This is a genomic window from Cytobacillus sp. Hz8 (genome assembly GCF_042263505.1).
GTDB lineage: Bacteria > Bacillota > Bacilli > Bacillales > Cytobacillaceae > Bacillus_BE.
The window spans coordinates 64,695-77,594 of sequence record NZ_JBHKFI010000010.1 but is presented as its reverse complement, the minus strand read 5'-3'; the positions used below and the strand labels follow the sequence as shown (position 1 = coordinate 77,594).

Here is a 12,900-nt window from a genome sequence, read left to right as displayed (position 1 = left end):
TCTTATAGCTAAGCCTTTTACCAATTTGCTTAGTGTTGTTTCCAATCGATTTCCTTTATATCTTTAATGAATCCCCTTTTCGGTCCTTCAGATCCAACAGTCGCTAACCACAGGATAGACTCAGCAGCTTGTTTTGGTTTTCTTGGAGCAGATGGTCTATCCATATCTGAGCTCACCCATCCCGGATCGACTGCATTTATTTTGATATCACCATTGATTTCGGCAGCTACCAATCGTGCTAATCCATTTAGGGGTAGCGTCGGGAAATGCGAATTTATAACGTTAAGGAAATTTTGATATTTAAAAACCTATTTTCTCAATTTAATGTGAAGAAATTAGGTATTTTTCATTGAACAATTAAAGCGACCGATTACGGAATATTGAAAGATGCAAAATAAAAATTAGTTTTCTAGTTATCTTACTAACGCATGAATTTGAACAAAAATTAATCCCATATTTTAGGACGGTCTATTCCCATTGTTCTCATATAATCTAACAACTGACCTGTGTGAACAGATTCGTGATAAGCGATACGCAAAAACATATCCCCAAGTGTTCTTACATAGCCTACGTCAGAACGGTCAATTACTACATTTTCTAAATCGTATATACTAATTGACCTTATGTATTTCAGGAATTCCTCACGATATGACTGAGCGAATCCAATTTCAGCTTCTACTGTTGTGAATTCTTTTGTATCAAATGGATTAGTTAAATTAGATAACGCTTTACTACCTCTTCCAATAAGAATTTGGTGATAAAGAAATTCACCTTCTAGTAAATGTCTAATCATTTCAGCACAAGTAAGAGCATCTTCATCGGGTTTCCAATTCAACATTTGAACGGGAATTGCTTTCCATACTTTTATACTTCTACGTCTAACTTCTTCAAAATTAAAAATTATTAAATCATTTACATTCATTTTTTTATTCCTCCCATCACGTTTCCATTATTTTATCACGTAAAAACTTCGGTTATAATCGAAGTATAAATGTAATTGGAGTGATGGCAATGGGAAGTAGACCTGATTTTTCGTACGTTGCAAAACTAATGGCGGATTCATCTAGGGCTGCCATGTTAGAAGCTCTCCTTGGACTTGACGGTCTTCCGGCAAATGAGTTAGCAAGGAGGGCAAATGTCTCATTACAAACAGCTAGCGGTCATTTAGCAAAACTGGTAAAGGGAAATCTAGTTCGTGTAGAAAAACATGGCCGCCATCGCTATTTTCGTATAGCTAGCACTGATGTTGCTCATGCGATAGAAACGTTGACTGTTATTGCGCCATCCCCAAGTATCAAATCCTTGAAGGATTTTTCACGCACTGAGAAAGTTCGAATTGCCCGAACTTGCTATGACCATTTGGCAGGAAAACTTGGGGTATCATTGACTGAAGCCTTCATACAAAAAGGGTATTTGATTGAGGGTGAAGTTGATTTTCTTGTAACGGATATGGGAGAGAAATTCTTTCGTGATTTTGATATTGATCTTGATGCTTTAAGAAATAAACGAAGATATTTTGCTCGAAAGTGTCTTGATTGGAGTGAAAGGCGCTACCACCTTGCAGGGTCTTTAGGAAATGCCGTTTTAATACGGTTATTTGATTTACGTTGGATTGAAAAGCTTCCCGACAGGGCTGTAAAGGTTACAAAAACGGGAAGAGTTGGATTGTATGAATCCTTGGGGATTACGGCTGACCAAGTGTAAAATAGGACAAATGAAGCGCCTTCCTTATTAAAGAATCGCGCCCTTTAGCAGAAAAAAAATACCAATGAAAGGCGTTATATCAACAATAGGTGGTTTAGGAGCTGGTTCAAAGACTGCGTTCGGCATTCTCACACTGGCTAGTTCTTCGAACAATTCCCGAAAAAGAATCGATTGAAGTAGATCTGTGCTCCCACCGTTGGTCATCAAGGCAACAACTACCTCGCACTCGGGAACTATACGCAAATACCCATTTTGCCCGATTGTGGCGCCGTCGTGTCCAAACACTGGAATATCGTACCAGTCCAACCTAGTCCCCATCCTTCGTTGCGAGATGTCTACTTGTCAGGAGTTTCGGCCACTAGACGTCGCATGGCATTAACCGTCTCAGAAGTTAACACACGATTGTTCACCGATACTTTCTTCTCACCATAATGAATGGCTACATTCCCAAAAAAAGCGACTTTGGATGGAACAGTTTTACGCTGTTCTCTGCGAAGATGTGCTTTTACTCGATACGAAAGCTCTTTTAGGCTTATTATAAGCTCATTTCAATACCCGTGTGTTTTCTAGACTGTTTCATATATATATTTTCTAATATTTCCCATGACTATTCCCATTTGAATGTAAATATACCATTATCAAAACCCTCTATATAAGGCTTGTCAGTAATAATTAAATCTGTACTTATTTTAATCCCCCCTACCCCCTCAAAAATTTTTTCATGCCCTATAGAAACATTAACTTTAGTCTTTCCACATGATGATTTTGACTTAATTTTGCTTTTGCTTCTACTTTTGAGATGTTTATTCTGAATTCTACAATCCCTTTACTCATTCCTTCGATAAAACCGGGGTCTACATCACTTAAATTGTACGGACCTGCCGGGCTTGCCTATTTTTTTACCATGTCATTTAAAGAATCAAATAATATTTTTGAATCTTTGACAATCTCTACCTTACTATATAAATGAATAGACACATATTGCTTCCTTCATTGTTTCGTACCAAGAAGGAGAATTATAACAATGAGGGCCTTGGAGAACTACAATGACTTGCTGGCCTTCAACATCTTTCCATTAACGCCCCCTTTCTTCACAAATTTAACTATTAATACAGGAATGCTGACATGTTAATGAATTAAGAAGGAATAAACAAATTTGTCCTAAGTATAGCCGTGCTTGGTCTACCCTATCCTTTCTCATAAAAGAACAGAATGAATTCTGTTCTTTTATGAGAAGGCCACCAAGCAAAGCGCAGTTGTAAGTCTTTATATTCAATACATTAAAAAACAAGGAAAATACGACAACTATCTTGACAAACACCGTTTTTAAAGAATATAAACGATTCCATAGGTGGGATGGTCATGGAGCAGCATTTGGATTAAATACTTAGCATTTTTGGGTAATTTGAGTAGACAATATTTTATAACCAATATAGTTGCTTAAATCGAAGGGCGAATCAAAATTTTTTCCTAAACTAACTATTATGGTGAATTTTAGTATAGGAACGATTAAATTTTACTGAATAAATCAACACATAAATAACTATTAAAGTAGCAAACAAATTAAGTGAAAATAATGCAAAATTCAAATTAAAAAATTGAGTAAGCAGTCCTACACCAATAACAGGTAGAATAAACCCTGAATAGGCACAGAAATAAAAAGCAGAAATTACCCCTGAGCGTTCTTCTGGTCTTGGAATTTCACTAGCTAGACTTAAAGTTCCTTGAAAAGTCCATCCACCTCCTATACCTTGGAAAAATATTGCTATCCAGAGCAAAAACAAACTCGATGTCTCACCAGAATAAACAATAACCCATGCTCCAAAAGCAAGAATCAGAATGCCAATTCTGATCCGTGTAACTGGATTAATCGGATTTTTAACAAGCTGAGACAGAGAACCTCCACCCAGAAGCAATAATATTAATAATCCAGAAACAGAGAGATTAGAAGTATGAATAACATTTCTAGCGAAAGAAGGTATAAGGGAAAGCGCGATTCCTTGTAACGTGAACACAGTAAATATCGGAAGCCCTATAAAAGACCAAAAATGGGAACGAATATTACTAGGCACACCGAGTGAAATCTTGGCTTTATTCGTGTTCTTCACTGAATCCTCATGCTTTGGAAGACTTTCCAAAATAACTAAAGAACTAACTAGCATTCCAAGTAAAAACCAAAATGGTAAACGAAGCAGTTGCAGATGTAGATATTGCAATACTAAACCTGCAATTGCCGGTCCCAGCCCGAAACCGACCACTACCGTCATCCCTGATAATTTGACAGCTGTGCTCACTTTATTAGCAGAGGTTTGTTTTATTAAAAAAGCAACAGCAGTGCCCGTAAAAGCACCATACGCAATTCCTTCTAATATCCTTGCCACATAGAGCATCCAGGCATGAGAACTCCCAAGAAAAAGCAAAGTTGATGCGATGGAAATCCATATACTGCTACGAAGTACCTTCTTTATTCCCCAGGCACTACCTTTGGCTCCCACGATAAGCAGGGTCGGCAGCAAAAAAACAGCATAGATTGAAAACAAGATGGTGAGATGCAGACTTTTCAAATGATAATATTCACTATATAAAGGAAATAATGGTGTAATAAATGTTGCCCCAATCGACATGATCAAAAAAACTAAAAGCATTCTCTTCATTAAATTAATCTCCGCCTTTTAAAAAATGTAAATTAATAATCTAAATTAATTGTTCAAGTAAATGACTAAAGTGTCTAATTCTTTGATAAATGCAAAGATGTAAAATCGGGTACTTTCGGTAGCCATTTATCCCCCATAGCGTTTAATTTACTTACTAGTAGGTAAATTTTTTTGTAAAAAAAATCAGCTCTTAAATGATTTTTAAGAACCGATCAATTTCCTTTATCACTTCTTTGAATACATCGTCGCCAAGGACACGCTGATAGATTAATGCTCCCTTAATACTGGATAAAATCATTAAGGAAATCGATTGGATGTTTTCCGCCCCACTGACAGACTGTTTATTTAGTTCTTCTGCAACAATTTCATTCATAATCGAAAGTTCCAATCGACTGATTTCCTCAACTTTTTGACGAACAATATCGGGCAATGATTCAAAATCTGCCTGAAATGAAGATATAGGACAAATTTCAGTACACGTGAATCCTTCATCCCGTTTATAAATAAACAGCATAAGCTTTTCTTTAGCCGTCAATGATGAATCTGTTATTAACAACTTAATGTTTTGCAGCCTTTGAAAAATACGCTCAGCTACAGCAACTCCTAAATCCTCCTTTTTCTCAAAATGATAGTGAATACTCGCTTTTGTGACACCCAATTGTTTAGAGATGTCATCATAACTAAACGCTACATACCCTTTTTGCATTATCAACCTTAAAGCTATGTCAATGATTTGTGTTTTTCGATTTTCCATACGACAATTCTAACTTACTAATAGGTAAGTGTCAAGTTCTTCCACAAGGGTTAATGACATAAAGGTTAGAGCTATTTTTCTACGTATTATAAAGTAAGCTTTTTTTACATTAGACATCTTTAGTGTTGTGAATTTGCGTTTAGCTGGTGATACCTACCGCGTTTCCACGTCCAACCTAAGCTCACACTACCCGAACGCGTCGAGAGCGACCGGTCGTTGCCCCGTTCGAACCCGATGGCAATGAGAGGGCATTGAACGATACCGTTTTGAGAGGGTGAGAGTTCCTTTAATCAGGTTGGATTCGTTTTATGTAATTTTCCTTTTAGGATCGTTATTCCTAGAAGAAAAAGCGGCAAAAATAACATGAACATTAGTGCAAAAGATGGCCACGTTTTTGCAATAAATGTCTCAATATACGTTTGATTAGGATTACTGGCAAGTCCGAGGGCAACCATAATCACTCCCAGCGGAACAAGCAGGGGCCGAAATTCTTTTAAATTGCATATTTGCGCAAGACCTAAAGCGGAAGCATAGAAGCAAATGGTTACCTTAAAAAAAATGGTAAGAAACCAGACTCCGGCTACAACTGATTCCAACCTTTCTACAAAGTTGCCAATACTTATTTTTTTGGCTAAAGCATAAGTAGAATATGCATTTCTCGCTGTCAAGTCGGCTCCTAATACAAGTATATTCATAAGGGTAATTAGGATTATCATGATTCCGGCAAGTAGCGTGCCCGAAAACAATGCTTTTCCAGCCGATTTTGTTCGATTTACAGTAGGAAATAACATCAGAAAGATTACGGATTGTTGAAGTCCAAAGAATGGTATCGTTGCGCGCAGAATAAGTTTCAGCCCCTCCTCGAATACGGGTTCGACCCTTTGTATCTTAATTTCAGGTATTACTGCAAGAATAATAAATAGAAATATCCCGATAACAAAAGGAAAAAAAATTTCAGCTGCACGAGTCCATACCTCGATTCCAAGGTAGACCGCCATTATAATAATAATGGTAAAAATAATCATGATACTTTGTATAGGTGTTTCCGGCAGTAGTTGGGCTGTAATAAAATAACCAAAATTTGAAATGATTTGTGAAGCAAGGATGAAAAAAAACAAAAAATACAAAAGTGAAACTGTTTTACCTAGCCATTTCCCTAAAACCTCCTCACTGATCTGAGTTATTGTCAGATTGGGAAACTTATTTCCTAAAACGACATATAGCGGTATTGATAGCAGTACAAACACAATTCCTAAAATAGAAGCGATCACAGCGTCTTGTTTTGCTGCTGTGGCAAGACCCGATGGGGCAAGCAAGAAGGAAGTCCCCAATTGAAAAAATATTACTAGCACCGTGAACTGACGTACGCCGATTTTCCCGTTCTCTAACATAACCTCTCGCCTTTCATTTTAAAATTCCGAATATGGCATCGTTCAATGGTTTAAAAACTACGGTTATCCAATCCAGTGGATTTGGGATATTCAATTGCAAGGATTGGCTAATAATTAACCCCACCCCAATAAGCAGCAAAACGGAGAATACCCATAACTCCTTTATTAGCTTTTTTTTTAGAAGGGAGGGTATTTCAATCCATGCGATCATTCCTGCAGTAAGTATGCTTACAATTGCCCACATGAGATCTACTCCTTTAGTTTATCTTGAAATGATTTAGTTATGGTTCCTAAACTACGAAGCTTATGATCAACTTTAATATTCACCTGCAGGTCCGCAAATTTTTCATTCCAATCGTCTTTCATTTCTTTCCAAGCTTTAGGGTTCGACCGATGGATGGCTTCACCGAAACCAAAAATATCAGTTCTATATTGCTTTGCTTTCTTTACTGCGTCTTCCATTTTACCTTTTACCTTTTCTTCTGCCAGCTTATCTAATTTATATATATTTTCAGTTTTTGATAAGTCGATATCGCATTCGACATCTCCCACGTTCGCTTCAATTCGAATCTTGACATTTGCAATCGGTTTTCCGTTGATTACGTTACCCGTTATTTCGGACTTTGTTCGAATTATTTCGAGGGCCACTTTCCCCCCGTCAGGGCAAGAAACATGACCAACCGTACTTTTTACATTACCCATTATATATTGAAATCCTTTACTTTCTTCTTCGTTTAACCAACCAACCAGCTTATCCTTTTTAAAAATAGCCACATCCGCAATCTGGGGACTTGAAATTGGTGAAATTTTATCGACATTTTTCTTGGTTTGCACTTCTTCTTTCTCTTTCTCTCCTGTAAGCTCAATACCGGTTATGGCGGGCTGCTTTCCTTCACTGACGATATCGGATATGACTTCATCTAGCGTTACGATCGCTGTAGCTGCCCAAGCTTTCTCCGATGTCTCCAAGGACTTAAATATTTTATTGGAAGGGATGATCTCTTGGGGGATGGTATAGACCTGCAGTACTTTTTCTGCACTTACTCCTTTAGCTACTAAAAGTGCAAAATCCGTCCGTATCTCATGATCCCTAGATAAAAAGTCTAACGCTTTCCCTATACCTACCTCATTTGCAAAATCCTCCCCTAAGACTATGAGCCTGAGGTGGGATAGATATATTTTTCTTGGTGCTTTTTTTGTCATTTTTCGAAGAGCTTCGAATACCGTATCTCCTCTTGCGGTATAGGTAACTACCGGCGCCCCCTTACCACCAGCGACTTTGGCGGCGATCTCGCTTGGGTTCACAATTTGGGCTGAGATTGAATATTGATCTTCGCTTTGATCAATTCCGAGCGCTACCGTGATCGCAATGTCGTTTAATTCTTTTCGGTTCCAGCAACCGGTGAGCATAAATAGGAAACAAAACAAAATGGAAATAAGTATTTTTTGTTTCATTGGTGCCCCTCCCCTTTCCAGCCTATATCCTTACACCTACACATCCTAGCCTTGCGTCGATTTCGGGGGCTGTTCTCGAACGACATTATTTTTACTGATTATTTGCGGACGGGTAAGCAATGCCCACTGAGGCAAACGGAAAATCGTATCCTTTTGCTCTTGTAAAATGAATGGAGCAAAAGGAGCCATGTAAGGCATGCCAAAGGAACGCAGACTGCACAGGTGTAGTACAAGGGCGACTAAACCGATAAAGATCCCGTAAAGTCCAAAGGAAGCAGCAAGTCCCATGAATCCAAAACGTAACATCCGTACAGAAATCGCCAAATTAAACGCAGGAATTATGAAATTGGAAATGGCTGTGATCGATACAATAATGACCATAGCGGCCGATACTAACCCTGCCTCGACGGCTGCCTGACCAATGACCAGCGTTCCAACGATCGATATGGATTGTCCGATCGCTTTAGGCATCCTTACGCCAGCTTCCCGTAGAATTTCAAAGGTAACTTCCATTGCCAGTGCTTCAACAAACGCAGGAAATGGAACTCCTTCCCGTTGAGCGGCCAATCCGATCAGCAATGCAGTCGGTAATAGTTCTTGGTGAAAAGTGGTAATGGCTATGTAAAGGGACGGTGCAAGTAAGGCGATAAATAATCCAATATAACGAATAATTCGAATCAGCGTTACAAAGTCTGCACGTTGGTAATAATCTTCGCTTGAATGAAAAAATTGTGAGAACAAATGCGGCACCAGGAGGACGAAGGGGGTACCATCCACAAGGATTGCTACCCTCCCTTCCAATAGCCCAGCAGCTACCGTATCAGGTCGTTCCGTGTTGTATATCGTAGGAAACGGCGAGAATTTTGCATCTTGAATCAGTTCCTCGATATATCCGCTTTCGAGGATTCCATCGATTTTTATTTGATCAAGTCTGTCCCTAACTTCCTGCAGTACCTTCTCATTTACGATTCCTTTTATGTACATAATCGAAACATCGGTCTGCGTGACTCGACCAATGGTTTTGTTTTCGAGGTGGAGATTCGGGTCTTTTATTTTTCGCCGTAAAAGCGAAGTATTCGTACGCATCGTCTCCGTAAACCCTTCTCTTGGTCCCCGGATCACAGTTTGTGTAGCAGGTTCCGTTATACTTCTTTCTTTCCAATTTTTATTACTTGAGATTAAACCATTAGAGTTCCCGTCTAATAAAATCACGGTATCTCCCGATGCAATAGCTTTATACAGTGTTTCAAAAGCATTAGCTTCTTTTACTTGCCCGATCGAAAGAACACGGTCTTTTATAAAGCTAAGGGGATCTTGTTGATTCGTTGCCTCAAGTGAATACACTTGAAATAGATCCTGCATCAGTGCTTCCAAAATGTCCTTCGAATCAGTAAGCCCATCTATATAGATCAATCCAATAGGGATAGTTCCATCTTTTCCGAATTCTAATCTCCTAACGACAAGATCAGTACTATGTCCATAGGTGTTCATGATTTCTTGAAGATTCTGCTCAAGGCTGGTGGATATTAATTCCTTGTGACTTGAGTTTTGATTCAGTATTTTGTTTGCGTATTTGGTGTGTTTAGAATTTTTCCTTGTTTTCCTCCCAAACAATTCCATGGAGCCCGTCCCCTTTTCATCCATAATTGGAAAAAGTTTATACATTACAGTTTCCTTAATACCCGTTTTTTATACCCATTTTTCGAAGTTTATACGTATCTCAACCTGGGTCAGATTTTTTCGCATCCTAGCCGAACAACCATCGCAACGGTCATATCTTATAAGAATATGATTTGAGGGCCCTAGTAGAGAAAACTCACAAAAGACAGAAAGAAAATTCGAATACGGGAACGATCGATAAAAATAATTCTTTACTGATCGTTCCCAATATGTTATGTTTGTTTTCAAAGGAGGCAGGGAGAAATGCCCAGAGTAAAGGAATTTGATGAGGATGAGGTACTGTTAAAGGCGATGCGGTTGTTCTGGGAACAAGGTTACGAGAAGACATCCTTAAACGATCTGGTTGAGCGTTTGGGTATCCATCGAAGAAGCCTGTATGACACATTCGGCAACAAACATCAATTGTTTCTGAAGGTGATCGAGCGCTACGATAAGATGTTGAGCGAGCATTTTCAAGCTGGCATCGCACACGCCGATAACCCAAAACAAGCCCTGCGTTTTCTGTTTGACTATATGATTGAAGGATACGAAGAGAAGCCTTCGGGATGCCTATTTGTTAATATGGCGGTGGAACTTGCTCCCTGGGATTCCGAAGTGGATTTCAAGGCTGGTGAAAGCTTTGACAAAATCGAGCAACTTCTTACCGATCTTATCCGCAGAGGACAGGAGAATGGAGATTTCAAGACTATCCGTCATCCAGTCGAACTCGCAGAGAATATTCACAACACGATGTTAGGACTTCGGGTACTTGCCCGGACCTCGGCCGACAAAGAGAAACTTCACCGTATCGCCGATTTCACTATGGCAATGCTTGATTTCTAACCGGAACAACTTTTTTATACCCATAATAGAACGATCGTTCCCAAAAAAAACGATTCGGAATTTAAAGCGTCATCAAAGCGGATAATCAGGTCTGGACCTGAGCAAATGTTTGTTTAGCGAGCTTACAGTAGCTGGACTACGTTATCTCGCGATGCTGCAACCCAAAAGTGTAGTGGTTAATATGAGTTTGAATCGGACGATCAACAGACTCGGGGCGCTACCCTATCGGTATGCAGAATTCAGTGAATGGGAAGTACTAATCGGAAGGCTTAAGAGAACAAAATTATTTAAAGGAGAATGATTACGATGAGCAAAGTTTGGTTTATTACAGGAACTTCGACCGGATTCGGACGGCAGTTTGTCGAGCAGTTGCTTCAGTCCGGAGACAAGGTTGTCGCGACGGCTCGAAGACTTGACGCCATTGAAGATTTTAAACGTCTAGCACCGGACCGGGTCCATCTCGCTCAACTTGACGTCACCAATAAGGAACAAATTCGGTCGATCGTCCAAGAAGCGGTCGATACATTCGGAAAAATTGACATTGTCGTAAATAATGCCGGATATGGATTGTTTGGCATGTTGGAGGAGTATACGGACGAGCAAATCCGGAAGCAATTCGACGTGAATGTGTTTGGCATACTGGACGTGATTCAGGAGACACTCCCTGTGTTCAAGCGCCAGGGCTCAGGTCATTACGTTAATTTATCGTCCTTCTTCGGAACTTGGTCCATGCCGCCGTATAGCGTTTACGCCGCAACCAAGTTCGCAGTGGAAGGCTTCTCCGAAGCATTCGCGCAGGAGTTCGCTGGCTTCGGAATCAAGACGACAATTGTGGAGCCTTCCGTATACGCAACCGATTTTTTTGGACACTCAATGGATCAGACCGAGAAGAAGCCAGAATATGCGCCACTTTATGACGCCTACGATAAGGGCATGTCGAACATAAAGATTGGTGATCCTGTCAAAGCGGTTCAATTCATCATTTCCGTCATTAACAGTGATAATCCGCCGCTTCGTTTGCCGGTCGGCTCCCAAGCCGCGTATACCATTCGCGAGGCTTATACCAAACGTCTTGAAGAGGTCAATGCGTGGGTAGAGCGAACAGCTGAAGCGGATTAATGAGGTAGACGCAGGCTCGCTGATTTGGAGCTTATCTTCATAAAGCGAATCCATACACAGTTCGAAATTTAACAGTAAAAAGACGATTATACACAAAAAACTTTCACGACCTTTCCGGGTCACTGGCTATGATGAATATCTCATCGTAGCCTTTTTTCGTGTTTTTTTAGAAGCTGGAGAAGATCAGGATCAGTTCGTGGTCTTTTAGAGTATTTCCGAGTGGAAGAAATGAAATGGTCAGGTGGTACTAGCTATAATGGAGAACCTTTTATAGCTTGATGGGCATGTGATGGTACTCCTACATATGTCCTTCAAAGTTCCGGTGGATGGAGCAATAGAATAAGTATCAGGTGTACCTTCAGGAGCTTGAAAGGCGTTTTCCCCATCTTGTTTTGACAAGCCCCCTTTAGTAAGGGGGGCTTGTCACATAGCTAGTCGCAACCTCAGATTTCTTTCCCCATAACTGACAAGGAAGGGCCAACATCTGTCGATACACTTATCTCGTGCCAGCGTTCAGCGTCAGTTGCACGCTTCTTTTCGGCTTGATTGTTTATATACACTGCATCGCTGCCAAGCAGTAGATGCGGCGGCAGCTCGTCGGCATAGGCAAGTTGCAGAATAACCTGCGCCACCTTGTCAGGGTCGCCATTCTCTTGCCCCCAATGATCCTCCAGTGAACGCATTTTTTCTCCGACCGATGGCTCATAGTCTAGTTGGAATTTCGGTCGATTTTCTGTCGCCCGTTTCCCCCAATTGGTTCGCATCGATCCTGGCTCTACAGCACAAACTTTGACTCCAAATGGCGCAGTTTCTTCCGCCAACGCTTCGGTAAAGCCTCCGACTGCCCACTTTGCTGCATGATAACCGGTGCCGCCTGCGACAGCAAAGCGGCCACCGACTGATGAGATTTGAATGATGTGACCGCTGCGTTGCTTTCGCATTATTGGCAGAGCAGCCCTGGTGAGATAAACTACTCCGTAAAAGTTAGTATCTACCAGCTTCTTGAAATCTTCGGGGCTTGTTTCTTCAAATGGTCGCACATCGCCGTATCCAGCGTTGTTTACAAGAACATCAAGTTGCCCAAATGCGTCTAGTGCTGTATTAACGGCCGACTTTGCCGCATTTTCGTCAGTCACATCCAGAGATGCAACACGAATTTGATCGCCATATCGTTCAACTAGATCAGCCAGTTGTTCAGGCTTCCGGGCTGTTGCAACAATACGATCACCTTTAGCGAGCACAGTCTCCGTGATGTTCCGCCCCAAACCGTTGGCGCTACCCGTGACTAACCATACTTTTGACATTTAATCATCTCCTAGAC

General features: G+C 40.5%; 14 protein-coding genes. 3 read left to right on the top strand and 11 right to left on the bottom strand.

Annotation, left to right across the window (positions count from 1 at the left end; translation table 11 throughout):
- Nucleotides 1–29: 29 nt before the first annotated feature.
- Together ACE38V_RS13570 and ACE38V_RS13565 are read right to left on the bottom strand one after the other, a co-directional pair.
- On the bottom strand, nucleotides 30–233 hold the full coding sequence (locus tag ACE38V_RS13570; RefSeq protein WP_375841924.1) for a Rossmann-fold NAD(P)-binding domain-containing protein: 204 nt from the start codon (nucleotides 231–233) through the stop codon (nucleotides 30–32).
- 212 nt (nucleotides 234–445) lie between these two features.
- Nucleotides 446–922: a DinB family protein gene (locus ACE38V_RS13565; protein ID WP_375841922.1), complete on the bottom strand. Its 477-nt coding sequence runs from the start codon at nucleotides 920–922 to the stop codon at nucleotides 446–448.
- Nucleotides 923–1,011: 89 nt separating this feature from the next.
- On the opposite strand from ACE38V_RS13565, the gene ACE38V_RS13560 reads away from it, so the two are divergent.
- Nucleotides 1,012–1,704 (top strand): ArsR/SmtB family transcription factor, encoded by a 693-nt coding sequence (locus ACE38V_RS13560; RefSeq protein WP_375841920.1) that lies wholly within the window; start codon nucleotides 1,012–1,014, stop codon nucleotides 1,702–1,704.
- A 27-nt stretch (nucleotides 1,705–1,731) separates the two neighbouring features.
- Here ACE38V_RS13560 and ACE38V_RS13555 read toward each other — a convergent pair whose 3' ends face one another.
- The 8 genes from ACE38V_RS13555 to ACE38V_RS13520 all read right to left on the bottom strand — a co-directional run bounded on the left by ACE38V_RS13555 (nucleotide 1,732) and on the right by ACE38V_RS13520 (nucleotide 9,623).
- On the bottom strand, nucleotides 1,732–2,022 hold the full coding sequence (locus ACE38V_RS13555) for a hypothetical protein (RefSeq protein WP_375841918.1): 291 nt from the start codon (nucleotides 2,020–2,022) through the stop codon (nucleotides 1,732–1,734).
- 640 nt (nucleotides 2,023–2,662) lie between these two features.
- Nucleotides 2,663–2,752 carry a hypothetical protein gene (locus ACE38V_RS13550; protein ID WP_375842071.1) on the bottom strand — a complete coding sequence of 30 codons (90 nt, stop codon included), beginning with the start codon at nucleotides 2,750–2,752 and terminating at the stop codon, nucleotides 2,663–2,665.
- A 427-nt stretch (nucleotides 2,753–3,179) separates the two neighbouring features.
- Nucleotides 3,180–4,358, bottom strand: coding sequence for an MFS transporter (locus tag ACE38V_RS13545; protein ID WP_375841917.1), 1,179 nt, complete (start codon nucleotides 4,356–4,358; stop codon nucleotides 3,180–3,182).
- 190 nt (nucleotides 4,359–4,548) lie between these two features.
- Nucleotides 4,549–5,112, bottom strand: coding sequence for a TetR/AcrR family transcriptional regulator (locus ACE38V_RS13540; RefSeq protein ID WP_375841915.1), 564 nt, complete (start codon nucleotides 5,110–5,112; stop codon nucleotides 4,549–4,551).
- 290 nt (nucleotides 5,113–5,402) lie between these two features.
- Nucleotides 5,403–6,503 (bottom strand): GerAB/ArcD/ProY family transporter, encoded by a 1,101-nt coding sequence (locus ACE38V_RS13535; RefSeq protein ID WP_375841914.1) that lies wholly within the window; start codon nucleotides 6,501–6,503, stop codon nucleotides 5,403–5,405.
- 13 nt (nucleotides 6,504–6,516) lie between these two features.
- Nucleotides 6,517–6,747, bottom strand: a complete 231-nt coding sequence (locus ACE38V_RS13530) for a hypothetical protein (protein ID WP_375841912.1) — start codon at nucleotides 6,745–6,747, stop codon at nucleotides 6,517–6,519.
- A 5-nt stretch (nucleotides 6,748–6,752) separates the two neighbouring features.
- The gene (locus tag ACE38V_RS13525; protein ID WP_375841910.1) at nucleotides 6,753–7,958 is read right to left on the bottom strand and encodes a Ger(x)C family spore germination protein; all 1,206 of its coding nucleotides are present in this window, start codon (nucleotides 7,956–7,958) and stop codon (nucleotides 6,753–6,755) included.
- A 45-nt stretch (nucleotides 7,959–8,003) separates the two neighbouring features.
- Complete coding sequence (locus tag ACE38V_RS13520; RefSeq protein WP_375841908.1) at nucleotides 8,004–9,623, bottom strand: spore germination protein; 1,620 nt, start codon at nucleotides 9,621–9,623, stop codon at nucleotides 8,004–8,006.
- A gap of 258 nt (nucleotides 9,624–9,881) precedes the next feature.
- On the opposite strand from ACE38V_RS13520, the gene ACE38V_RS13515 reads away from it, so the two are divergent.
- Together ACE38V_RS13515 and ACE38V_RS13510 are read left to right on the top strand one after the other, a co-directional pair.
- Nucleotides 9,882–10,460 carry a TetR/AcrR family transcriptional regulator gene (locus tag ACE38V_RS13515; protein ID WP_375841907.1) on the top strand — a complete coding sequence of 193 codons (579 nt, stop codon included), beginning with the start codon at nucleotides 9,882–9,884 and terminating at the stop codon, nucleotides 10,458–10,460.
- Nucleotides 10,461–10,766: 306 nt separating this feature from the next.
- Nucleotides 10,767–11,579 (top strand): SDR family NAD(P)-dependent oxidoreductase, encoded by an 813-nt coding sequence (locus ACE38V_RS13510; protein ID WP_375841905.1) that lies wholly within the window; start codon nucleotides 10,767–10,769, stop codon nucleotides 11,577–11,579.
- A 443-nt stretch (nucleotides 11,580–12,022) separates the two neighbouring features.
- On the opposite strand, the gene ACE38V_RS13505 is transcribed toward ACE38V_RS13510, so the two are convergent.
- Nucleotides 12,023–12,883, bottom strand: coding sequence for an SDR family NAD(P)-dependent oxidoreductase (locus ACE38V_RS13505; RefSeq protein ID WP_375841903.1), 861 nt, complete (start codon nucleotides 12,881–12,883; stop codon nucleotides 12,023–12,025).
- Nucleotides 12,884–12,900 lie beyond the last annotated feature (17 nt).